This window comes from Rhizobium sp. SSA_523 (genome assembly GCF_030435705.1).
GTDB lineage: Bacteria > Pseudomonadota > Alphaproteobacteria > Rhizobiales > Rhizobiaceae > Neorhizobium.
Window position 1 is genome coordinate 232,295 of the sequence record NZ_CP129382.1, and the last position, 21,414, is coordinate 253,708.

The following is a 21,414-nucleotide window of genomic DNA, read 5'->3' on the forward strand; positions in this document are numbered from 1 at the left end:
GGAGTGACGACGCGCTTATGCGCAAGGCGGAAGCGGCAAAGCGCGCGGCAAGGGGCCTGGGCGGCGGGCCAGGCGCCGTCTCCGCCGGCCTCTCGGTGCTGGCGGGCAGCGCCGGCGGGGGCTGGAGCGGCCGGTCCTATGCTGCGCTTGCCCAGACCGGTTTCATGCGCAATCCCGTCGCGCATCGCGCGGTCACCATGCTGGCGCAGTCCTGCGCCTGCGTGCCCTGGCTCTGCTATCGCGGCGCGCGCGAAAGGCCGGATCATCCGATCCTGTCGCTTCTGGCCCGGCCCAATCCGCGCCAGAGCGGCCCGGATTTCTTCGAAACCCTGTATGGCCACCTGATGCTCTCTGGCAATGCCTATGTGGAGGCGCTGTCGCTGGAGGCAAAGCCGCGGGAACTGCACCTGCTGCGGCCGGATCGCGTCACCCTCGTGGCAGGCGCCGATGGCTGGCCGCTCGCTTACGATTACCGGGTCGGCGGACGGGTTCGCCGCATTGGCGCCGAGGGCGATGCGGCAGGGCCCGGCCTTCTGCATCTGAAACTGTTTCACCCGCTCGACGACCAGCTGGGCTATCCGCCGCTCGGCGCCGCGGTAACGGCGCTCGATCTCCACAATGCGGCGACGCGCTGGAACAAGGGCCTGCTCGACAATTCGGCGCGCCCATCCGGCGCCCTGGTCTACCAGCCGCGCGATGGCGGCAATCTCTCGCCGGATCAGTATGACCGGCTGCGCGCCGAACTGGAACAGGGCTATGCCGGCGCCGTCAATGCCGGCCGCCCGCTGCTGCTGGAGGGCGGGCTGGACTGGAAGGCCATGGGATTTTCGCCGAAGGATATGGATTTCATCGAGGCAAGGCATGCCAGCGCGCGCGATATCGCCCTGGCGCTCGGCGTTCCGCCCATGCTGCTCGGCATTCCAGGCGACAATACCTATGCGAATTACCAGGAGGCCAACCGCGCCTTCTACCGGTTGACTGTGGTGCCGCTGCTGGCGCGCACGGCGGCAAGCTTTTCGGCCTGGCTCGGCGCGGCCTATGGCGAGCCCCTGCGGCTGGAGGCCGATCTCGATCAGGTCGCAGGTCTTGCGGCGGAACGCGATGGCCTGTGGGACCGCATCGGCCGCGCCGACTTCCTCAGCGATGCGGAGAAGCGGGAGGCGGTCGGCTATGGCGATCGTCCATGGCGCTCGGGCGGCGACTGAAGCCGGAGAGGGCGGAAGGGGAGAGGGCGGAAGGGGAGAGGCCGGGAGGGGAGTGGCCGAAGGGCAGTGGCCGAAGGGGAGTGGCCGGGAGGGTGCTTTAAGTCGTTCAACCGGAACATGAAGAACCGGATTCACTCTCTCAACGCCCGCTGCCAAGCGATTCAGGGGATTCACGAAATGCCGCGCAGGCCTTTCGCTCGCGCCGGCGAAGACGGGTGCAGACAGGTGCACCCGCATCCAGGCAACCACCATGGCACGACAAGGTAAAGATTTTGGAGAAAAGGAAATGGCTGATCTCGGTCAGGATGGCGGCCTCCTGGCCGCAAAGGCCGTCGGTTCGGTGGCCGGCGCCTGGGTCTCGCTGGTCTATCTCGTGCCGAGAAGCGCGCGCGAGGCGGCCAGCCGGTTCATGACCGGCGTCTCCTGCGGCGTGATGTTCGGCGGCCCGGCGGGGCTCTGGCTGACGGCGCGGCTGGGACTGGCCGGCCAGCTCTCGCCGGTGGAAACGACGCTGACGGGTGCCGCCGCCGCCAGCCTCTCGGCCTGGTGGGTTCTCGGCATCCTCACCCGCTTTGCCAATCGCTACGGCACGAAAGTCGAGCCACCGCCGTAAGGGTCGCTTTTCGCTTTTCGCCACCGGCAGGATTCTGCCAGCCCGGCTTCCGATGCTCCAACCGCAGGAGAAACGTACCATGCACGCCTATCGCGGGCCGCGCCCGACCGCGCGCAAATTTGCAAGCCTTCAGCTCTCGGATCTCGGCGGCGATGGCAGCTTTGCCGGCTATGCCAGCGTCTTCGGCGAGGTGGATCTCGGCAAGGACGTGATCGAACGCGGCGCCTTCCGCACCTGCCTGCAGGAGCGCGGGGCTGCCGGCGTGCGCATGCTCTACCAGCACGATCCGCATGAGCCGATCGGCGCCTGGACCGTGCTTCGCGAGGACAGGCGCGGTCTTTACGTCGAAGGCCTGCTGTCGGGCGGCGTCGCCCGCGCCCGCGAAGTGCACGCGCTGATGAAGAGCGGCGCGCTGGACGGGCTCTCCATCGGCTTTCGCACCGTCAAGGCCCGCAGCGAGCCGAAAAGCGGCATTCGCCGGATCCTGGAGGCCGATCTGTGGGAGATTTCCGTGGTGACCTTTCCCATGCTGCCCTCGGCGCGGGTCTCCAATGTCAAACATGCCCGGTTCTACCGCGACCGGGAAACCGAACGGCTCCGCGCCATGCGGCGGGCCGCCAGAACCCTTCTCGCAACCCGTTTCAAAGGATGACCAGATGACCACACACGCACAGCAGCCGGCACTGGCCGCACACGAGGGCCGGCCGCCGGCAAGACGGGTGGCGCCCGAAGCGAAGGCCGTGCCTGACGTTCTGGACGCGGCCTTCCACGACCTGATGGAGGCTTTCGAGACCTTCAAGGAAACCAATGACCGGAGGCTTGGCGAAATCGAGCACAAGCTGACCGCCGATGTGGTGACGCGCGACAAGGTGGAGCGCATCAATAGCGCGATTGACGAGCAGAAGGCGGTGCTGGACCAGCTCGTCCTGAAGCGGCAGCGTCCGGCCCTGTCCGGCCGCGGCGAGGCGGATGCGAAAAGCCTCGAGCACAAGGCGGCCTTCGAGGCCTATCTGCGCCGCGGCGAGGAGGCGGGCCTGCGCGACCTGGAGGCCAAGGCGATGAGCGCCGGCTCCGCCACCGATGGCGGCTATCTGGTGCCGCCCGAAACCGACAGCGAAATCGGCCGGCGCCTGAGCATGGTCTCGCCCATGCGCGCCCTGTCGAGCATTCGCACCGTCTCCTCCGGGACCTTGAAGAAGCCGTTTTCCACCGCCGGCCTTGCGACGGGCTGGGTGTCGGAAACCGCCCAGCGGCCGCAGACCGCTTCGCCGGTTCTCACCGAGCTTACCTTCCCGACCATGGAACTCTACGCCATGCCGGCCGCGACGCAGGCGCTGCTCGATGATGCCGCCGTCGATATCGAGGACTGGCTGGCGGGCGAGGTGGATATCGTCTTTGCCGAGCAGGAGGGTGATGCCTTCATTCGCGGCGACGGGATCAACAAACCGAAGGGTTTCCTGGCCTATCCGAGCATTGCGGACGGCAATTGGAGCTGGGGCAATCTCGGCCATATCGCCACCGGGGCCGCCGGCGCCTTCGCCACGACCAGCCCCTCCGATGTCCTGATCAATGCCCTCTACGCGCTGAAATCCGGCCATCGCCAGGCGGCGAGCTTCATGATGAACCGCAAGACGCAAAGCGAGATCCGCAAATTCAAGGATGCCGACGGCAATTACCTCTGGCGTCCGCCGCAAAGCGCCGGCGAGCCCGCAACGCTGATGGGTTATCGGCTGGCCGAGGCGGAGGAGATGCCGGATATCGCCGCCAATGCCAATGCGATTGCCGTCGGCGATTTCCGCTCCGGCTATCTCGTCGTCGACCGGCTGGGTCTGCGCATCCTGCGCGATCCCTATTCGGCCAAGCCCTATGTGCTGTTCTACACCACCAAGCGCGTCGGCGGCGGCGTGCAGAATTTCGAGGCCATCAAGCTGGTGAAGTTCGCGGCCAATTGAGGGCCGGGGGGTAGGGCGTAGGCAGTAGCGGGTAGGCAATAGGGGGTAGGCAATAGGCAGTAGCGGGTAGGCAATAGGCAGTGGGCAATAGGCAATAGGGGCGAATAGCGAATAGCGAATAGCAAGTAGGGAATAGGGAATAGGGGTGAGTAGCGAATAGGGCATAGCCAATAGAAGGGCTGGGCCTGCTGCCGTTTCCCCACTCCCCCAACGCCTGCTTCCGAACTCCCAATCCCACCCCTTACTGCCGTCCTCCCAATCGCCGAAGCCACTCCTCACTGCCTACTGCCTACTGCCTACTGCCGATTGCCTACTGCCTACTGCCAATTGCCTCCTGCCTCCTGCCTCCTCCCCCATCGCAAGGATCTTTCCATGACTTACGCCGTCATTGCGGCGCCTGCCGTCGAGCCGCTTTCGCTGGCCGAGGCAAAGGCGCATCTGCGGATCGATTATCCGGACGAGGATGGGCTGCTGACCGACCTCATCACGGTGGCCCGGCACTTTCTCGAAGCCGAGACCGGGCTTTGCCTGATGCGGCAGCGGCTGCGGCTCTATCTCGACCGATGGCCGCAGAACGGCGTGATCACGATTGTCAGGGGACCGCTGCAAAGCCTTGATGCGGTGACGGTTTACGACGAGGCGGGCAGGCCGGTTCCGGTATCGACGGCAGGCCATCTGCTGGATGGCGAAAGCCGGCCGGCGCGTCTCTGGCTGCGGGATGTGCCGGCGCCCGGCCAGGCGATCAACGGTATCGAGATCGACGTTTCCGCCGGCTTCGGCGAGACGGGCGCGGCTGTGCCGCGACCGCTGATCCGCGCTCTCCTGCTGCATATCGCCGCCATGCATGCCATGCGCGGCACGATTCCGCTCGACCAGCAGCCGGCAGCCGTGCCGGAGGGTTATGAGCGGCTGATCGCCAGCCACCGGCTGCGGAGGCTGTAAGATGGAGACGGCAAGCTTTGACGTGGGGGCGCTGAATGCCAGGCTGGTGCGCGAGGTCCAGGTGGATGAGCCGGACGGCCAGGGCGGCGTAACGCGCCGTTTCGTCGCGGCGGGGCGGTTCTGGGCCCGGATCGACCCCGTCGCCCATCGCGCCGACCTGATTGCGGCGGCTGCGGAACGGGTGACGGTGACGCATCGGATCTGGATTGCGGCGAAAAACCCGCCTTCGCCCGGCGAGCGGCTGGTCAAGGGTCTGCGCCGCTTTGCCGTCAAGGCGGTGCGCGATCCCGACGAGACGGCACGGTTCTGGATCTGCGATTGCGAAGAGGAGATCTGATGAGCGCGCAGCAAGCCCTGATGCGGGCCATTCACGCACGGCTAATTGCCGATCCGGATCTGGGCCGGCTGGTCGGCAAAGACGAGATCCGCGATCACCTTCGCGCGCGCCGGCGGCTGCCCTGCCTGATCTATGGTCGGATCGAGAGCCGCGATCATTCCACCGCGACCGAGCCCGGCGAGGAGCACAGCCTTACCCTCAGCGTCTTCAGCGATGGCGAGGGCCGGGCCCTCGCCCAGGCCATTGCAAGGGCGACCCGCCTCGCGCTGCACCATGCGGCGCTTTCGCTCGAGGGCTTCCACCTCGTTCTCCTGACCTGCGAGGCCATGACCAGCCGGCCGGAGGAGAGCGCGAAGCTCTTCGTGGTCGATCTGACCTTCAGGGCGGTGACGGAATAGGCGGATCGTCGACGAGGTCGTCGAACGGGTCATCGGCCAGGGGCATCGAAGACAGTCATCGGACGGCATCATCGGAAACGATGATCGAAAGGGAGACAGGCAGATGGTGGCGCAGGCAGGCAAGGATCTTCTGTTGAAACTATCAAGCGGCGGCGGCTGGGTGACGGTCGCGGGGCTGCGCTCGCGCAGGCTTGCCTTCAATGCGGAGGTGGTCGACGTGACGGATGCGGAAAGTGCCGGACGCTGGCGCGAGCTTCTGGGGGGCGCCGGCGTGCAGCGCGCCTCGATTAGCGGTGCGGGCCTGTTCAAGGACCAGGCCTCGGATGCTTTGGTGCGCGCCACCTTCTTTGCCTCGACGATCCTTTCCTTCCAGGTGCTGATCCCCGATTTCGGCATTGTCACCGGGCCTTTCCAGATCACCGCGCTGGAATATTCCGGCGATCACAACGGCGAAGTCCGCTTCGAGATTGCGCTCGAATCGGCCGGCAGCCTGACCTTTGGAGCAGTGTGATGACGCAGAGGGACAAATTGGCAGGGCAGGGTCGGGCCAATCGGCGGCGCGGCGAGGTGGAGGCGGTGATCAACGGCGAACGGCGCATCCTGTGCTTGACGCTCGGCGCGCTTTCGGAACTGGAAACCGCCTTCGGCGTCTCCGATCTCGGCGCGCTTGCGGCGCATCTGTCGGCAGGGCGGCTGCGCTCCGGCGATCTCGTGAAGGTGATGGGCGCGGGCCTGCGCGGCGGCGGCAATCTCTTTGCCGACGAGGATCTCGCCGATGCCTATGTGGAGGGCGGTGTGGCGGCCTGCGCCGCTCTGGTCGGCGATCTCCTGGAACTGGCCTTCGGCACGCCGCTTCCTGCGCGGCCGCCGGAAACCGCAGCCGGGCCGCAGCCGCGGGGCGGCCCGTGCGAAAGTCCGGCCGGGGAGACGGCCGCTTCCCCTTGATGTCCGCAGCAGGCGGCGGGACGGATGCGGATGGCTTCTGGCCGGCCATCCAGCATCTCGGCCTCTGCCTGCTGCGGCTGCCGCCGGCCGCCTTCTGGCAACTGACGCCCGGCGAGGTGATGGCCATGGCGGGAGGTCTGGCGCTCTCGCCCTCCCGGCTCGCGCGGCTCGAACGGCGCGATCTGCAGGCGCTGATGGCGCGTTTTCCCGATGATTGAAAAGGCTTCGAGGCATGACCGACCGAAAAAGCTCCGCGCCCGAGGCGTTCTCGCAGTTTCGCGCCGAGGGCGAGGCGCTGTCCGGGACCATGGACGCGCTCGAGGCCCGCTCGGCGCGGTTCGGCGCGGCCCTCAGCGATGCGCTGCAAGCGGCGGCCGTGCACGGCAAGGGGCTGGACGATATTCTGCAGGGCCTGGGCCGGCGGCTCACCGATATGGCGCTTTCCGCCGCCATGAAGCCGCTGGAGGGCCTCGTCTCGCAGGCGGCGCAATCGCTGGCTGGCTCGCTTGGTTCGGTCACTGCCTTTGCCAAGGGCGGCGTCGTGCAATCGCCGACGGGCTTTGCCATGGGCGGCGGCGGTGTGGGGGTGATGGGCGAAGCGGGGCCGGAGGCCATCCTGCCGCTGAAACGCGGCGCGGACGGATCGCTCGGCGTCGCCACGGGGGGAGGCGGGCAGGCCGCGGGCCCGCCGATCGTCTTCAACGTCACCACCGCCGATGCCGACAGTTTCCGCAAGAGCGAGGGACAGATCAGCGCCATGCTGGCCCGCAGCGTGGCGCGCGGCCGGCGCGGCCTGTGAGACCGGCGACCCTTCCCGCTCGCACGACGACCGGGAAGGGTCCGGGTCTCGGAAGCGCCAGGGGCCATGAAGTGCCAGGGTCTTGGAAGGGCCGGGGTTCAGAAAAGATCGAGGCTTGGCAAGGGTCGCAAAAGGCTGGAAAGGATCGGCATGAGTGCGTTCCACGAGGTCCGCTTCCCGCTGCGGCTGGCGCTTGGCGTGACCGGCGGCCCGGTTCGCCGCACCGATATCGTCAATCTGTCGAACGGCCGCGAAAACCGCAATGCCCGCTGGCGCTCCGCCAGGCGCAGCTATGATGCCGGTTCGGGCATACGCTCGGTCAGCGATCTCTATGAGGTGCTGGCCTTTTTCGAGGCCCGGCGCGGCCAGCTGCACGGCTTCCGCTTCCGCGATCCGGTGGACTGGAAATCCTGCCCGCCGCTCTCGGTGCCCCAGGCCAGCGACCAGCGGATCGGCACCGGCGATGGCAAAAGCGCCAGTTTCGAACTGTCGAAGACCTATGCGGATGCCGCCGGCGGCGTCGTTCGCCGCATTGCAAAGCCGGTGGAAGGCACGGTACGGGTGGCGCTGGACGGCGAGATCCTGACCGGCGACAGCTTTGAGGTCGATTGCGTCCGCGGCCTGATCACCTTCCGGCCGGGTGCTATCCCCAAGGCCGGGACGGCGGTGAGCGCCGGCTTCGAATTCGATGTGCCGGTGCGCTTCGATACCGATCGCATAGCGGTCAACCTGTCCGCTTTCCAGGCGGGCAGCATCCCTGCCATTCCCATTACGGAGATCCTGCCGTGAGACAGATTTCGAAGACGCTTGCCGAACATCTGGCCGGCGAGGCCACCACTGTGTGCCAGGTCTGGCGCGTGACCCGCCGCGACGGAAAACGCTTCGGTTTTACCGATCACGACCAGGATCTTCTGGTGGACGATATTCTGTGCCTGGCCGCCAGCGGCTTTGCGGCCCTGGAGGAAGAGAGCGGCGAGGGGCTTGCCGCGGCAAGCGGCGAAGTGGCCGGCGGCTTTTCCAGCCAGGCGATCACCGAACAGGACCTTGCGGAAGGCCGCTTCGACGGCGCGCGGGTCGAGCTCTTCCTCGTCAACTGGGAAAAGCCCTGGCAAAAGGCGCTGCTGGCGGTGCGCGAGATCGGCGAGGTGGTCCGCGCCGGCCAGCGCTTTTCGGCGGAACTGCGCAGCATGGCTCATCGTCTCGATCAGCCGCAGGGGCGGATCTACAGCCGCCGCTGCGATGCCGAATTCGGCGACCGGCGCTGCGGCGTCAGGCTGGAGGGCTTCAGCGCCACGGCCAGCATGGCGGGGTTCCGCGACCGAAGCCATCTGCTCCTCAGCGGCATTGCGGGCTTTGCCGGCGGCACGTTCGACCATGGCATGCTGACCATAGGCGACACGCGCCACGCCGTCGATTCGCACCTGCTGCAGGCGGACGGGACGGCGCAAGTGAGCCTCTGGCTGCCGCTGGACAGCATTCCGGAAACCGGCACGCCGGTCACCATCGTGGCCGGCTGCGACAAGCGCTTTTCCACCTGCCGCGACCGGTTCCGCAACGGGCTGAACTTCCGGGGCTTCCCGCATGTGCCGGGCACGGATTTCAGCTATTCCTACAGTGATGGGCAGCGGCTGCATGACGGCCGTCCGATCGTGCCATGAGCCTGGACGCGGCCGGTCATCAAGAGACAAGACCCCGCGACATGCGCGGTCCGGGCAGGACTGCGCAAGCAGGAGAAGGCTTGGGCCTGAGGGTGGTGGCGCTGGCCGAAGGCTGGATCGGCACGCCCTATCGTCACCAGGGCTCGACGAAGGGATTGGGCTGCGATTGCATCGGCCTTGTCATCGGCATCTGGCGCGAGCTCTATGGTGCTCTGCCCCTGAACGTGCCGCCCTATGCGCCGGACTGGGCGGAACGCAGCGGCGAGGAGCGCCTGCTTGCCGCCGCCCACCGCCTGTTCGGCGAGCCCCTGCCGCTCTGCGAGAGAAAGCCCGGCGATCTCCTGATCTTCCGCTGGCGCCAGGATTGTGCCGCCAAGCATGCCGGCATTCTAAGCGGAGCTGACTGCTTCATCCACGCTTACGAACAGGCGGCGGTGATCCGCTCCGCTTTGGTGCCCGCCTGGTGCAGAAAGCTTGCGGCTGTGCACCGCTTTCCCCCTCAACCTCCGATCAAGGCCTGATCGCCTCCGGTCCGCATCCGGTCTGCATCCGGTCTGGTCAGCCTTTGCGAGCACGCCATGGCGACTATCCTGTTTCAGGCGGCGGGCGCCGCCCTCGGCTCGGTCTTCGGCCCGCTCGGCGCGATTATCGGGCGGGCCGCCGGCGGAATGGCAGGCGCCGCCATCGATCATGCGCTGATCGGCGACAGGCGCACCATTGCCGGCCCGCGGCTTGCCAATGCCCGCATTCCCGGCGCCGACGAGGGAACGCCGATCACCCGCGTCTACGGGACGGTGCGGATCGGCGGGACGCTGATCTGGGCGACGCGCTTTGCGGAGGAGGTGACGCGCGAGCGGCGCGGCGGCAAGGGATCCAGCCGCAAGCGGGTCGAGACCTTCAGCTATTTCGCCAACCTTGCCATCGGCATCTGCGAAGGCGAGATCGCCATGGTGCGCCGGGTCTGGGCCGATGGCCGCGAACTCGACCTGACCCAGATCGAGATGCGCCTGTATCGCGGCACCGAGGACCAGCCGCCGGATCCGCTGATCGAAGCCAAGCAGGGGACCGGCCGGGCGCCGGCCTATCGCGGCCTCGCTTATGCGGTTTTCGACCATCTGCCGATCAATGATTTCGGCAATCGCATTCCGCTGTTCCAGTTCGAGGTGGTGCGGCCGGTCGGCCAGCTGGAGCGGCAATTGCGGGCTGTTACCCTGATACCCGGCTCGAGCGAGCATGGCTATGCCACGGCACAGGTGACCGAGGAAACCGGCGAGGGCAGTGCGCGGATCGTCAACCGCCACACGCTGACGGCGGGCACGGATTTCGAGGCGGCGCTGAACGAATTGCAGGCCGTCTGCCCGCATGTCGAAAGCGTGGCGCTGGTTGTCAGCTGGTTCGGCACCGATCTGCGCGCCGGCGAATGCCGCATCCTGCCGGGCGTCGAGAGCCTGGAGCGGGGCCGGGAAAGTGCGGCCTGGTCGGTGGCGGGCATAGAGCGCAAGGATGCCTATCTGGTCAGCCGCAACGGCGCCTCGCCGGCCTATGGCGGCACCCCGAGCGATGCAAGCGTGCGCCAGGCGCTGGCCGATCTGAAAGCGCGGGGGCTGCGCGTCTTCCTCTATCCCTTCGTCATGATGGATGTGCCGGCGGAGAACGCCCTGCCCGATCCGCATGGCGCCGCACGGCAGGCGCCGTATCCCTGGCGCGGCCGCATCACCTGCCATCCGGCGCCGGGCCGGCCGGGATCGCCGGACGGGACCGCTTCGGCCGCAGGCGAGGTGGCAGCCTTCGTCAACCGCGCGGAGGGCTATCGCCGGATGATCCTGCATTATGCGGCGCTCGTCCGGGAGGCGGGCGGGGTGGACGGCTTCATCATCGGGTCGGAATTTCGCGGCCTCACACAGTTGCGCGGCGCGGCCGGCGATTTTCCTTTCGTCGGCGAACTCGTGCGGCTGGCGACGGATCTGCGCGCCATCCTCGGGCCTGCGACCGCCCTGACCTATGGCGCCGACTGGACGGAATATTTCGGCTATCATCCGGCGGATGGCTCCGGCGACGTCTTCTACCATCTCGATCCGCTCTGGGCCTGCCCCGCCATCACGGCCGTCGGCATCGACAATTACATGCCGCTCTCGGACTGGCGCGAGGAGGATCTCGGCCAGGCCAATCCGGACGGCATGCGCACGCCCGAAGACAAAGCGGCGATGACGGCAGCCATTGCCGGCGGCGAGGGCTTCGACTGGTATTACGAAGGCGAGGCCGACCGGCAGGCCCGCAACCGCCGCCCCATTACCGATGGCGCGGCCGACAAGCCCTGGGTGTTCCGGGTGAAGGATCTCGAAAGCTGGTGGACCAAGCCGCATTACGAACGGCGCGGCGGCCGGGAGCTTGCGACCCCAAGCCCCTGGCAGCCGCGGTCAAAGCCGATCTGGTTTACCGAACTCGGCTGCCCGGCCATCGACAAGGGCGCCAACCAGCCGAATGTCTTCCTCGATCCGAAATCCTCCGAGAGCTTTGCGCCCTATTTTTCCAGCGCGCAGCGCTCCGACAGCATGCAGCGGCGGTTTCTGGAGGCGCATCACGCCTGGTGGCAGGGCCCGGGTCCGCCGAAGGGCATGGTCGACCCACGCCACATCTTCGTCTGGACCTGGGATGCCAGGCCCTATCCGGCCTTTCCCGACGCCCTTGAAACCTGGTCGGACGGCGACAACTGGCGCACCGGGCACTGGCTCAATGGACGCATGGGCGCCACGACGCTTGCCGATGTGCTTGCCGCGGTGCTCACCGATCACGGCTTTACCGCCTTCGACGTCTCCGATGTCACCGGCGATCTCCTGGGTTTCGTCCAGGCGGAGGTGACCTCCGCACGCGCCCTGATCGAGCCTCTGGCGCGGATCTTCCTGCTGGATGTGATCGAGGAGGCGGGGCGGCTCGTCATCCGCTCCCGCATGAAGGCGAGCCTTGCGCCGCAGGTGATCGACGTGCTGGCCGAGCAGGACAAGGAGGCGGCCTGGCAGGAGACGCGCGGGCATGCCAGCGATTTTCCCGCCGAAGTGGTGATGGGCTTTAGCAATCCGGCGCTCGATTACCAGTCGGCGAGCCTGCGCTCGCGGCACATGGTTTCCGCCGCCAGCCACCGGATCCTGAGGGCCGATCTCGAAGGCGTTCTTTACGAGGCCGCGGTGCAGAGCGCGGCCGATGCCCTCTTGCGCGACAACCAGCTGTCCCGGCGCATGGTCCGGTTTTCGCTTCCGCCCTCGCGCATCGACGTGATGCCGGGAGATCCGATCCGCATCGCCGAGGGGCCGGAGGGGGTCTATCTCGTCACCCGGATCGAGGACGGCACCGTGCGGCGGATCGAGGCGCGGCGGCACGCGCCGGCCAATGCCGTCGTCACCCGCGACACAGGCGAGCAGAGGGCGGCGCCGGTCACCGGTTCGGCGGCCTTTTCGCCCGCCATCCAGTATCTCGACCTGCCGCGCCTCGACGGATCAGACCCGTCCGGCTTTGCCCGCGTGGCGGCCTTTTGCAAGCCCTTCCGGCGCATGCTCCTGTCCGCCTCGACGACCAGCGAGGCCTTTCGCGCCCGTGCCAATATCGATCGGCCCGCCATCATCGGGCGTTTGAGCCGCCCGCTCGATGCCGGCTTCGGCGTGATCGGCCGTTTCGATCGTCCGGGCAGCCTGGAGGTCGATCTCGCTTTCGGCGAACTGTCCTCCGCGCCGCCTGTGGCGGTGCTGGCGGGCACCAACCGGCTTGCCGTCCTCAGCGCCAGCGGCGCCTGGGAAGTGCTGGGATTTACCACCGCAAGCGAGGTGGCGCCCGGCCGTTTCCGCCTGTCCTGCCTGTTGCGCGGCATGGCAGGAACCGAGGATGCGATGGCCGCCGGCCATGCCGCGGGCGCGCCCGTGGTGCTTCTGGACGAGGCCGTGGTGCCGATGGGGCTCTCGCCGGATGAGCGTGGCATCCTGCTGAACTGGATCGTCGAGCCGGTGGGCGGGGGCGGGCGTCGGGCCGGTCCCGTCGCCTTTGCCGGCGCAATGCGCGCCGAGACGCCGCTTGCCCCGGTGCATGCCAGAGCACGGCGCATCGGCCAGGCTATCGCGATCACCTGGATCAGGCGCAGCCGCATCGATGCCGATGACTGGAATGCCAGCGAAATCGCGCTCGACGAGCCGCAGGAGGCCTACCGGCTGGAGATCCTGCAGGCGCAGACCGTCGTGCGGCAGGTGGAGGTCGGCGCGTCGCGCTTCGACTACGCTCTCGCCGACGAAGTTCACGATTTCGGCACGGCGCAGACGCGCCTGACGCTTCGGCTGCGGCAACTGGGCCGGGCCGTTCCCCTGGGGATTGCGCTTTATGTCGATATCCCCGTCAAACAAGAAGGAGATGCATGATGGACATGACCAAGACCTGGTGGCAATCCAAGACGATCTGGGGCGGGCTGATCGCCGTGGCAGCGGCCGTGATGAAAGCCTCGGGCGCGGATCTTTCGCTTTCGGACCAGAATGGGATCGCCGATGCGATCATCAATCTGTCGGGCGCGATCGGCGGGATCCTGGCGATTTACGGACGGCTCAGCGCCCGCGGAACGATCGCTCCCGGCTGATGACAGACGCGTGAGGTGGCGGGCCTGTGAATGCCACATTCATTTACCATTCAGCCGCCTTCGGTTACAAAGGGCAGCATCGATGCGGTGCAAATCACCGGCTTGTCACCGTCAGTGGAATGGGAAATTATGGCATCAAACTGGATGATCGCGATCGTCGCTGCGGCGATAATCAGCCTCTCGAGCAGCCAGAGCCTTGCCCTCGATTATCTGGTTCTCGTATCCGGTGATTGCGGAGATGCTGCCTCCAAAGTGGTGAAGGAAACGGGCGGATACCTGCTTTCGGCAGAGCCGACAAACGACGGACGCAGCTGCATCGTCACGGTCCTGGTGCAGGGCAGTGGCGAGCGGCCGCGCAAGGTGACGATGCGGGTACCCATGTAAGCAATAGCGTTGAGCCGGGAGCAGGCGTGTTGAGCAGGGAGCTGGTGAGCGGGGCGTGCAGAAGGATGAAGGCTCGAGCCGCCGTGAGGCCGGGCGGCGCTCGCATCCTCAGTTCCTGGGCCCAGAAGCCCGCTGATCGAGTCGCACCGGACGCCTTGCTCCTGATGCCTTTTTCCTGATGGCTTTTCCCCGATGCTTTGACATTAACGCTTTTCGTCTAATGCTTTCACCCTGACGGTTTTACCCCGACGATTTTACCCTGACGCTTTCGCAAAACCCGCTGTTTTCTGAGGATATGATGCGCATACTGGTCGTTGAAGATGATGAGAACCTGAACCGCCAGCTGGCCGATGCCCTGAAAGAGGCCGGCTATGTGGTCGATCAGGCCTTTGACGGCGAGGAAGGGCATTTCCTCGGCGATACCGAACCCTATGACGCAGTGATCCTCGATATCGGCCTGCCGGAAATGGACGGCATTACGGTCGTCGAGAAATGGCGCGAAGGCGGCAAAGTCATGCCGGTGCTGATGCTGACGGCACGCGATCGCTGGAGCGACAAGGTGGCCGGGATCGATGCCGGCGCCGATGACTATGTGGCAAAGCCCTTCCATGTCGAGGAAGTGCTGGCGCGCGTGCGGGCGCTCATTCGCAGGGCCGCCGGCCACGCCTCTTCCGAGCTCGTCTGCGGGCCGGTGCGCCTCGATACCAAGGCGTCCAAGGCGACGGTGAATTCGGTTACGCTGAAACTCACATCGCATGAGTTCCGCCTGCTATCCTATCTGATGCACCATATGGGCCAGGTGGTGTCGCGTACCGAATTGATCGAACACATGTATGATCAGGACTTCGACCGCGATTCCAACACGATCGAGGTCTTTGTCGGACGCTTGCGCAAGAAGATCGGCGTCGACCTGATCGAGACGGTGCGCGGTCTCGGCTATCGCATGCAAGCGCCTGCCGATGGTCATTAGATCGGTCACTGCCCGCGTTCTCCTGCTGGCAACCCTCTGGTCGGCCGTCGCCCTCGTGGTGATCGCGCTGGTCATCTCGGCGCTCTATGCCAAATCCGCCGAGCGCGCCTTTACCGATCTTTTGCGCGCGCAGCTCTACAACGTCATCAACTCGATCACCATCGGCGACGACAACAGCCTGAACGGCAATCCGCAGCTGGGCGACCTGCGCTTCTCGCAGCCCGAGACCGGCTGGTACTGGATCGTCGAGCCTCTCGGCACCTTCGCCGCGACGCCGCTCTCCTCCTCGTCGCTCGGCGTTTCCAACATCGCCGTGCCGTCCATCCTCACCGTTCCCTTCAACAACCGCTACGAACGCTTCTATCCCACCTATGACGCCTTCGGAAACCATGTTCTGGTGGCCGAGACCGAAGTGGTTCTGGACAGCGAAGGCCGCGCGGCGCGGTTCCGCGTGTCCGGCAATCTCAACATCGTCGACGGCGATATCCAGGCCTTCACCCGCAGCCTCTATATCGCGCTGGTGGTGTTCGGCCTGCTCAGCCTCGTCGTCAACGGTCTTGCCATCCTCTTCGGCCTGCGCCCGCTGGCCGATGCCCGCCGCGCCCTCGAACGGGTGCGGCGCGGCGAGATGGAGCGGCTGGAGGGCGAGTTTCCGCGCGAGGTGCAATCGCTGACCGTGGAAATGAACGCCCTCATCGACAGCAACCGGCGCATTGTCGAGCGGGCGCGCATGCAGGTCGGCAATCTCGCCCATTCGCTGAAGACGCCGATTGCCGTGCTGTTGAACGAGGCGCGGCTTCTGGAAAAGCCGCAGGCCGATGTGGTGCGCAGCCAGGCGGAGGCCATGCAGGCCCAGGTGCAATCCTATCTCAACCGCGCCCGCATCGCCGCCCAGCGCGAATCGCTTCTGGCCCGCACCGAGGTGGAGCCGGTGATCGAGCGGTTGATCCGCGTGATGCGCCGTCTCAATCCGGAAAAGGAATTCCAGCTGCATGCCGCCAGCGCCGGCCTGGCGCTCGCCATGGAACAGCAGGATGTGGAAGAGACGGTCGGCAATCTCCTGGAAAATGCCGCGCGCCATTCCGCCTCGGTGGTCTGGCTGAGCGTTTCGGCCGCGCCGGCACCGGAAGGCGCCGAGGGGCCGCGCCGCCACTGGGTGGAGATCACCGTCGAGGATGATGGCCCGGGCCTGACGCCGGCGGAGATCAAGGAGGCGCTGAAGCGTGGTCGCCGGCTGGACGAAAGCAAGCCGGGAACCGGGCTCGGCCTGTCCATCGTCGGCGAGGTGACGCGCGAATATCAGGGCCGCTTCGAACTGACGCGCGGCGAACGCGGCGGCCTGAAGGCGCTGTTGACGCTTCCGGGCATTGCCATGGACAATGGCTAGCGCATCCGGCCAGCGCATTTGGGCGTCGGTGTAGGCACGCCTCGCTTGATCGGAAGCGGGAGCGGGAGCGCGAGCGGTATCGGGATCGGTGCCCGATCCGGAGAACCGGCAGCCGGATCTTGGAAGGCCTTCCTGCATCACGCCGAGCTCGCGCCAGATCACGATGAGTTCTTGTTGGCAGGCGCTCTTTCGGCCTCGACCTTTGCGGCCAAACCGTTAAAAGGGGGGGTGGACGCAGCTAGACCGGGAACCCTTGCGGGAGGGGCCCGTCATTTGTCTTGAGACGGTTGGAGAAGAATGCGCATTCGCCCTCATAGCTTTGTTCTGGTGACGATGCTTGCCGCAGCCCTGCTGTCCGGTTGCACCACGGGCGGCGCAAACAGCGGCGGCGGCCTGTTCTCCCGCGCGGCCTCGCCATCTTCCAAATATATCGCGGCGCTGCAGGGCGGAATGGTCGGCCGCTCCGGCCTCAAGCTCAGCGACAGCGACCGGCAGCGGGCGCTGGAGGCTGAATATCGGGCGCTGGAAAGTGCCGGTGTCGGCCAGCCGGTTCCCTGGGCAGGCAGCGGCGTGACGGGCCAGGTGGTTGCCGCCGCGCCCTATCAGGTCGGTTCGCAGAACTGCCGGCAATATACCCATACGCTGACGGTTGGCGGGCGCGAGACCAAGCTGCGCGGCGCGGGCTGCCGCAACGACGACGGTTCCTGGACTCCCTTGACCTGACGGATCGGGCCGATCCCCTGCAATTGACGCAAATCAAGGCCGGGACCTTGGCAAGCGGCGAGAAAGGGACCGGAAACTTGCGGCGAAACGCCTCAATTTCGTGTCATCGCTCCGCTTCCGATTGGAATGCGAGCCCGCTTGAAGTATTTGGCCTGCATGATTTTATGGATCGCTCTCGCTGTTTTGACCGCTGCCGTGGCTGCAGTGCTGCTGGCGCCGCTGATGAAGGCGCGAGATCCCGTCGCCGCGGGGGCGGCCGATGAGGCTGCCGTCTATCGCGACCAGTTGCGCGAGATCGGCCGCGACCGCGAGCTCGGCCTGATCGGCGCACAGGAAGCCGATTATGCCCGGGCCGAGATCGGCCGCCGGCTGCTGGCCGTCAGCGCCGATTCCGGTCCCGCTGCCTCTGCCTCTGCAGCTGCCAGTGCCGCTGCCATGCCGGATGGGTCTGCCGGCGAGGCGCCCGCCGCCGCAAGCCAGAGCCGCCGCCATCCCCGCGCTTTCGCGGCCATCGTTGTCGTGCTGCCGGCCGTCGGCCTCTGTCTGTACCTCATGCTCGGCCAGCCCGGCCTGCCGGACCAGCCGCTGGCGGCACGGCTGGAAAACCCCGGCAGCAATATGGCGCTGCTGGTCGCCAAGGCCGAACGGCATCTGGCGCAGAACCCGGAAGACGGCGCCGGCTGGGATCTCCTGGCGCCCATCTATTTCCGCAGCATGCGGCTCGGCGATGCCGAAATGGCCTATCGCAGGGCGATCGCGCTTCTGGGCGAGACGCCCGAGCGCCTGGCCGGTCTTGGCGAGACCCTGGTGGCCGGCCGCGACGGCGTCGTGATCGACGAGGCGCAGAGCCTGTTCGAAAAGGCCGCATCGCTCGACCCCGGCAATATGCGGGCCCGCTTCTATGTCGCGCTGGCACTCGAGCAGAGCGGGCGCAAGCCGGAAGCGCTTGCCGCCTTCCGGTCGATCGCCGCGGATTCGCCGCCGGGTGCGGCCTGGGCGGATCTGGTGGAGGAACACATTCTCAGCAATGGCGGCACTGCGCCGTCCTCCGGCGGAACCGGAGAGAAGCCTCTGGCCGGTCCGGATGCCGAAGCGCTGGCCAATGCCTCTGCGCTCTCGCCGGCCGATCGCCGGCAGATGATCGACGGCATGGTCGCAAGCCTTGCCGCGCGGCTGAAGGACGAACCGGCCAATATCGACGGCTGGCTGCAGCTCGTCCGCTCCTATGCCGTTCTCGGCCGCAAGGCGGAGGCGCAAGCCGCCCTGGAGCGAGGCCTGAAGACCTTCGGCGCCGATGGGCCCGAGCGGGCGCGGCTGACGGAACTGGCCCGCGAGATGCGGATCGATATGGGGAATGCGCAAGGCGGAGCGGCGGATGCCGGACCGGACGGGGCGCCCGGCCAGGTGCGGGAGGGAACGGGACAATGACGCGCAAACAGAAACGGCTTGCCGTGATTGCCGGCGGCATAAGCTTCATCCTGGCCGCGGTGCTGATCGTCATGTTCGCCTTCAGCCAGTCGATCGCCTATTTCTATATGCCCGGCGACCTCGCCAAGGCCGAGATCGCGCCCGGCACCCGTATCCGCCTGGGCGGTCTGGTGGAGGAGGGATCGGTCAGACGCGACGAGGGCTCGAAAGTCAGTTTCCGCGTTACCGATGGCAGCGACAGCGTGCCGGTGAGCTATACCGGCATTCTGCCGGATCTCTTCCGCGAAGGGCAGGGCGTGGTCACCGAAGGCCAGTTCACCGCCGCCCATGCCTTTGTCGCCGACAGCGTGCTTGCCAAGCATGACGAGAATTACATGCCGAAGGACGTGGCCGACCGCCTGAAGGAAAAGGGCGTCTGGAAGGATCCGCAGGAGGCGGGCCGATGATCATCGAGATCGGACATTATGCCCTGGTCCTCTCGCTGGCGACCGCTCTGCTGCTCGCCGTCCTGCCGCTTGTGGGCGCGCGCCGAAAGGATGCAGCACTGATGGCGCTGGCGCCGGTGGGCGCCCTCACCATGCTCTGTCTCGTCGGCCTCTCCTTTGCCGCCCTGACCTGGGCCTATGCCGTGTCGGATTTCTCGGTGCGCAATGTCTGGGAGAATTCGCATTCGTTGATGCCGATGGTCTACAAGCTTTCCGGCGTCTGGGGCAATCACGAAGGCTCCATGATGCTCTGGCTCCTGATCCTCGTCCTGTTCAGCGCCATGGTGGCGGTGTTCGGGCGCAACCTGCCGGACAGTCTGCGGGCGACCGTCCTTTCCGTCCAGGCCTGGATCGCCTCGGCCTTCCTGCTGTTCATCCTCCTGACCTCCAATCCCTTCTCCCGCCTCTCGCCGGCGCCGGCCGAGGGCCAGGACCTGAACCCGGTCCTGCAGGATCCCGGGCTCGCCGTGCATCCGCCGCTTCTCTATCTTGGCTATGTCGGTTTTTCCGTCTGCTTCTCCTTTGCCATCGCCGCCCTCATCGAGGGCCGGATCGACGCGGCCTGGGCGCGCTGGGTGCGGCCCTGGACGCTGGCCGCCTGGACCTTCCTGACGGCCGGCATCGCAATGGGCTCCTACTGGGCCTATTACGAGCTCGGCTGGGGCGGCTGGTGGTTCTGGGATCCGGTGGAGAATGCCTCCTTCATGCCGTGGCTCGCCGGCACGGCGCTCCTGCATTCGGCGCTGGTGATGGAAAAGCGCGAGGCCTTGAAGATCTGGACCGTGCTGCTCGCCATCCTGACCTTCTCACTTTCGCTGCTCGGCACGTTCCTGGTGCGCTCCGGCGTGCTCACCTCGGTTCACGCCTTCGCCACCGATCCGACGCGCGGCACCTTCATTCTCGCCATTCTCAGCCTCTTCGTCGGCGGGGCTTTCGCCCTGTTTGCCTGGCGAGCGCCGGAGCTGAAGAGCGGCGGCCTGTTTGCCCCCATTTCGCGCGAGGGCGCTCTCGTTCTCAACAATCTCATCCTCACGGTCTCGACGGCGACCGTCCTGATCGGCACGCTCTATCCGCTGGTGCTGGAAACGCTGACGGGCGAGAAGATCTCGGTCGGCGCGCCCTTCTTCAACCTCTCCTTCGGCCTGTTGATGCTGCCGCTTCTGCTGGCGGTGCCCTTCGGGCCGCTGCTCGCCTGGAAGCGCGGCGATCTGCTCGGCGCCCTGCAGCGGCTGTATGGCGCCGCGGGCCTGTCGCTGCTGGCTGGTTTCGGCCTCTATTATGCCGAAAACGGCGGACCGGTGCTGGCGGGGCTGGGCCTGGCGCTCGCCTTTTTCCTGATGCTCGGGGCGCTGACGGATCTGTGGTACCGCGCCGGCTTCGGCAAACTGGCCTTCAAAACCGCCTGGGCGCGCTTTTCGGGCCTGCCGCGCTCCGCCTTCGGCACGGCGCTCGCGCATTTCGGGCTCGGCCTGACCCTGCTCGGCATCGTCGCCGTGACGACGTTCGAGAGCGAGACGGTCGTCGAGATGCGGCAGGGCGAGACGGTCGAAGCGGGCGGATACAGCCTGGTCTTTGACGGCATGCGCAAGGCTGTCGGCCCCAATTTCAGCGAGGAACGCGGCCATTTCACCGTCAGCCGCGCCGGCGTCGCCGTTGCCGATGTCTGGTCCTCCAAGCGCATCTATACCGCGCGCCGCATGCCGACCACCGAAGCCGGGATCCTGACTTTCGGCCTGAGCCAGCTCTATGTCTCGCTAGGCGACCCGATGGCCGATGGCGGCATCGTGGTGCGCATCTGGTGGAAGCCCTGGATCCTGTGCATCTGGGGCGGCGCGCTGGTGATGACGGTGGGCGGCATGGTTTCGCTCTCCGACCGCCGCCTGAGGGTGGGTGCGCCGGCCAGGCGCGCGAAGCCGGTCAAGGCATCGACGATGGAGCCGGCGGAATGACGAGACGATTTTTCTCCCCGACCCCTCCCCATGAAAGGGAGGTTGCGGATGCCTTTGATTGTCGCCCCCCTCGTGGAGGCGATGGCCCGCAGGCCAGACGGGGGATCTCTTCGGCAATCCTCACCCTTGGCCTTTTGCTCACCCCGCTGCCGGCGCTCGCCGTCAATCCGGACGAGGTGCTGAAGGACCCGGTCCTTGAGGAGAGGGCGCGCAATCTGTCGGCGCAGCTGCGCTGCATGGTGTGCCAGAACCAGTCGATCGACGATTCCAATGCCGAGCTTGCCAAGGATCTGCGGCTGCTGGTGCGCGAACGCATCGTCGATGGCGATACGGATGGCGAGGTCATCGACTATGTCGTCTCGCGCTATGGCGAATTCGTGCTGCTGAAGCCGCGGCTGAGCGGAAGGACGCTGGTGCTGTGGGCCGCACCCGCCTTCCTGCTGGTGATCGGCGCCGGCACCGTGCTGGTAATGATCCGGAAGCGGCGCACGCGGCGCGGACCGGAGCAATTGCTGACGCCGGAAGAGCAGGCAAGGCTGGACCGGCTGCTCGAGGAATAAGGCCCATCCCCTCCGGTCTTTGCGAACATTACGAAGTTTTCACCACCCAGACACGTGCAGTTAAGGTGGC

General features: G+C 66.6%; 24 protein-coding genes. All 24 read left to right on the forward strand.

What is annotated here, in order from left to right; all coding sequences use genetic code 11:
• The first annotated feature begins 17 nt into the window (after window positions 1-17).
• The 24 genes from QTJ18_RS09385 (at window position 18) to QTJ18_RS09500 (ending at window position 21,344) form a co-directional block, all read left to right on the forward strand.
• Window positions 18-1,205, forward strand: coding sequence for a phage portal protein (locus QTJ18_RS09385; RefSeq protein WP_252751673.1), 1,188 nt, complete (start codon window positions 18-20; stop codon window positions 1,203-1,205).
• A 286-nt stretch (window positions 1,206-1,491) separates the two neighbouring features.
• The gene (locus tag QTJ18_RS09390) at window positions 1,492-1,818 is read left to right on the forward strand and encodes a DUF6107 family protein (protein WP_252751672.1); all 327 of its coding nucleotides are present in this window, start codon (window positions 1,492-1,494) and stop codon (window positions 1,816-1,818) included.
• A 79-nt stretch (window positions 1,819-1,897) separates the two neighbouring features.
• Entirely contained in the window at window positions 1,898-2,470 is a 573-nt protein-coding gene (locus QTJ18_RS09395; protein WP_252751671.1) for an HK97 family phage prohead protease, read from the forward strand.
• Between the two features lie 4 nt (window positions 2,471-2,474).
• Complete coding sequence (locus tag QTJ18_RS09400; protein ID WP_252751670.1) at window positions 2,475-3,770, forward strand: phage major capsid protein; 1,296 nt, start codon at window positions 2,475-2,477, stop codon at window positions 3,768-3,770.
• A 372-nt stretch (window positions 3,771-4,142) separates the two neighbouring features.
• The gene (locus tag QTJ18_RS09405; RefSeq protein ID WP_252751669.1) at window positions 4,143-4,712 is read left to right on the forward strand and encodes a head-tail connector protein; all 570 of its coding nucleotides are present in this window, start codon (window positions 4,143-4,145) and stop codon (window positions 4,710-4,712) included.
• A gap of 1 nt (window position 4,713) precedes the next feature.
• Window positions 4,714-5,049, forward strand: coding sequence for a phage head closure protein (locus tag QTJ18_RS09410; protein WP_252751668.1), 336 nt, complete (start codon window positions 4,714-4,716; stop codon window positions 5,047-5,049).
• Window positions 5,049-5,447, forward strand: coding sequence for a DUF3168 domain-containing protein (locus tag QTJ18_RS09415; RefSeq protein WP_252751667.1), 399 nt, complete (start codon window positions 5,049-5,051; stop codon window positions 5,445-5,447). The genes QTJ18_RS09410 and QTJ18_RS09415 overlap by 1 nt, the downstream gene beginning before the upstream one ends.
• 103 nt (window positions 5,448-5,550) lie before the next feature.
• Window positions 5,551-5,958 carry a phage major tail protein, TP901-1 family gene (locus QTJ18_RS09420; protein ID WP_252751666.1) on the forward strand — a complete coding sequence of 136 codons (408 nt, stop codon included), beginning with the start codon at window positions 5,551-5,553 and terminating at the stop codon, window positions 5,956-5,958.
• Complete coding sequence (locus QTJ18_RS09425; RefSeq protein WP_252751665.1) at window positions 5,958-6,392, forward strand: gene transfer agent family protein; 435 nt, start codon at window positions 5,958-5,960, stop codon at window positions 6,390-6,392. The genes QTJ18_RS09420 and QTJ18_RS09425 overlap by 1 nt, the downstream gene beginning before the upstream one ends.
• Complete coding sequence (locus tag QTJ18_RS09430) at window positions 6,392-6,610, forward strand: rcc01693 family protein (protein WP_252751907.1); 219 nt, start codon at window positions 6,392-6,394, stop codon at window positions 6,608-6,610. The genes QTJ18_RS09425 and QTJ18_RS09430 overlap by 1 nt, the downstream gene beginning before the upstream one ends.
• Before the next feature lie 14 nt (window positions 6,611-6,624).
• The gene (locus QTJ18_RS09435) at window positions 6,625-7,191 is read left to right on the forward strand and encodes a phage tail tape measure protein (RefSeq protein WP_252751664.1); all 567 of its coding nucleotides are present in this window, start codon (window positions 6,625-6,627) and stop codon (window positions 7,189-7,191) included.
• Between the two features lie 150 nt (window positions 7,192-7,341).
• Window positions 7,342-7,980, forward strand: a complete 639-nt coding sequence (locus QTJ18_RS09440) for a DUF2460 domain-containing protein (RefSeq protein WP_252751663.1) — start codon at window positions 7,342-7,344, stop codon at window positions 7,978-7,980.
• Window positions 7,977-8,849: a DUF2163 domain-containing protein gene (locus QTJ18_RS09445; protein ID WP_252751662.1), complete on the forward strand. Its 873-nt coding sequence runs from the start codon at window positions 7,977-7,979 to the stop codon at window positions 8,847-8,849. The genes QTJ18_RS09440 and QTJ18_RS09445 overlap by 4 nt, the downstream gene beginning before the upstream one ends.
• 41 nt (window positions 8,850-8,890) lie before the next feature.
• Window positions 8,891-9,370, forward strand: a complete 480-nt coding sequence (locus QTJ18_RS09450) for an NlpC/P60 family protein (protein ID WP_252751906.1) — start codon at window positions 8,891-8,893, stop codon at window positions 9,368-9,370.
• A gap of 57 nt (window positions 9,371-9,427) precedes the next feature.
• On the forward strand, window positions 9,428-13,246 hold the full coding sequence (locus tag QTJ18_RS09455) for a baseplate multidomain protein megatron (protein ID WP_252751661.1): 3,819 nt from the start codon (window positions 9,428-9,430) through the stop codon (window positions 13,244-13,246).
• Entirely contained in the window at window positions 13,243-13,458 is a 216-nt protein-coding gene (locus QTJ18_RS09460; RefSeq protein ID WP_252751660.1) for a hypothetical protein, read from the forward strand. The genes QTJ18_RS09455 and QTJ18_RS09460 overlap by 4 nt, the downstream gene beginning before the upstream one ends.
• A 129-nt stretch (window positions 13,459-13,587) precedes the next feature.
• Window positions 13,588-13,842 (forward strand): hypothetical protein, encoded by a 255-nt coding sequence (locus QTJ18_RS09465; protein WP_252751659.1) that lies wholly within the window; start codon window positions 13,588-13,590, stop codon window positions 13,840-13,842.
• Window positions 13,843-14,140: 298 nt separating this feature from the next.
• Window positions 14,141-14,812 carry a response regulator transcription factor gene (locus QTJ18_RS09470; RefSeq protein WP_252751905.1) on the forward strand — a complete coding sequence of 224 codons (672 nt, stop codon included), beginning with the start codon at window positions 14,141-14,143 and terminating at the stop codon, window positions 14,810-14,812.
• Window positions 14,802-16,199 (forward strand): sensor histidine kinase, encoded by a 1,398-nt coding sequence (locus QTJ18_RS09475; protein WP_252751658.1) that lies wholly within the window; start codon window positions 14,802-14,804, stop codon window positions 16,197-16,199. The genes QTJ18_RS09470 and QTJ18_RS09475 overlap by 11 nt, the downstream gene beginning before the upstream one ends.
• A 297-nt stretch (window positions 16,200-16,496) precedes the next feature.
• Complete coding sequence (locus QTJ18_RS09480; protein ID WP_252751657.1) at window positions 16,497-16,922, forward strand: RT0821/Lpp0805 family surface protein; 426 nt, start codon at window positions 16,497-16,499, stop codon at window positions 16,920-16,922.
• Window positions 16,923-17,078: 156 nt separating this feature from the next.
• Window positions 17,079-18,350 (forward strand): c-type cytochrome biogenesis protein CcmI, encoded by a 1,272-nt coding sequence (gene ccmI, locus QTJ18_RS09485; protein WP_289851977.1) that lies wholly within the window; start codon window positions 17,079-17,081, stop codon window positions 18,348-18,350.
• Window positions 18,347-18,796 carry a cytochrome c maturation protein CcmE gene (gene ccmE, locus QTJ18_RS09490; RefSeq protein WP_252751655.1) on the forward strand — a complete coding sequence of 150 codons (450 nt, stop codon included), beginning with the start codon at window positions 18,347-18,349 and terminating at the stop codon, window positions 18,794-18,796. Before ccmI ends, ccmE begins: the two co-directional genes overlap by 4 nt.
• Window positions 18,793-20,784: a heme lyase CcmF/NrfE family subunit gene (locus QTJ18_RS09495; protein WP_252751654.1), complete on the forward strand. Its 1,992-nt coding sequence runs from the start codon at window positions 18,793-18,795 to the stop codon at window positions 20,782-20,784. The genes ccmE and QTJ18_RS09495 overlap by 4 nt, the downstream gene beginning before the upstream one ends.
• Window positions 20,781-21,344, forward strand: coding sequence for a cytochrome c-type biogenesis protein (locus tag QTJ18_RS09500; RefSeq protein WP_252751653.1), 564 nt, complete (start codon window positions 20,781-20,783; stop codon window positions 21,342-21,344). The genes QTJ18_RS09495 and QTJ18_RS09500 overlap by 4 nt, the downstream gene beginning before the upstream one ends.
• Window positions 21,345-21,414 lie beyond the last annotated feature (70 nt).